The organism is Aeromicrobium sp. Leaf272 (assembly GCF_001422865.1).
Taxonomy (GTDB): Bacteria; Actinomycetota; Actinomycetes; order Propionibacteriales; family Nocardioidaceae; genus Aeromicrobium.
The window spans coordinates 249,426-250,685 of record NZ_LMMY01000011.1; the positions used below are offsets into that span (position 1 = coordinate 249,426).

A 1,260-nucleotide genomic window follows, 5' to 3' on the forward strand; every position below is an offset into this window, starting at 1 on the left:
TGGGCGTGATCTCCGACCTCACCAAGGGCCCGTTCGCCCCGCTCGCCGTGCCCATCACGGACGCGCAGAAGGCGTTCTGGCAGAAGGTCAACGAGGACGGCGGCGTCGGTGGCTACGACGTGGACGTGACGAAGTACGTCCAGGACGCCGAGTACAACCCCGAGATCCACAACCGCAAGTACCAGGAGATCCGCAAGGACATCCTGGCGCTGGGCCAGACGCTCGGCTCGTCGCAGACCCTCGCGATCCTGGAGGACATGAAGGCCGACGACGTGATCGGCGTGCCGGCCTCGTGGAACTCGGCCTGGGAGTTCGAGGACCAGATCCTGGAGAGCGGCGCCAACTACTGCTTCGAGGCCATGAACGGCGTCGACTGGGCCGTCGAGAACCGCGACGTCGCGGGCAAGATCGCCGCCGTCGGCTACGACAACGACTACGGCGGAGACGCCGCGGCCGGCGTCAAGGCCGCGGCCGAGGCCAACGACCTCGAGTACGTCGAGATCAAGGCACCGCCCGGCCAGGACCAGCAGGCCGAGACGGTCGCGTCGGTGCTCCGTGAGGATCCCGACCTCCTGGTGATCTCGACCGGTCCGGCCGAGATGGCCGCGATCGTCGGCGGCGCTGCGGCCGAGGGCTTCGACGGGACCGTCGTCGGCTCCAGCCCCACCTGGAACCCGGCGCTGCTGCAGTCCGCAGCCGCTCCGGCCATCGAGGCGCTGTACTTCCAGGCGGGCCCGTGGGGTCCGTTCGGCACCGACACCCCGGGCCACGAGGCCATGCGCGAGGCCCTGGGCGACGTGACGCCGAGCGACGGCTACACGGCAGGCTGGGCCTGGAGCTACCCGCTCCTCGCAGCCCTGAAGCAGGCCGACGAGGACGGCGGCATCACCCGCGAGAGCCTCGTCGAGGCCGCGAAGTCGCTCGAGGAGGTCGACTACGAGGGCATGCTGCCCAACGAGGCCGGCAAGAACACCGGCGAGCCCGCGGAGTCGGCGTTCCGATCGAGCGTCATCAGCAAGGTCGACAAGGACGCCCCCACGGGAGTGTCGCTCGAGCAGGACCTCACCACGGGCCCCACGGCGGAGGCGTACGACTTCTCCAAGCCGTGCTTCAGCCTGCAGTGACCTGACGCGAAGGGGCCCGGACCATGGCGGTCCGGGCCCCTTCGTCGTTCCCAGCGGCCTCGCGATTCCCATCACCTGATGGGAATCGCGAGCTCACCACGGTTCTCTCCCACTCACCCTCGGAGGCCCTCCGAGG

1 protein-coding gene is annotated in these 1,260 nt (G+C 69.6%); it reads left to right on the plus strand.

The genetic code is table 11. From position 1 onward, the window contains the following. Window positions 1–1,124, plus strand: a 1,124-nt coding sequence (locus ASF38_RS08305; RefSeq protein ID WP_082480650.1) for an ABC transporter substrate-binding protein, incomplete at its 5' end; no start/stop codon positions are given. Window positions 1,125–1,260 lie beyond the last annotated feature (136 nt).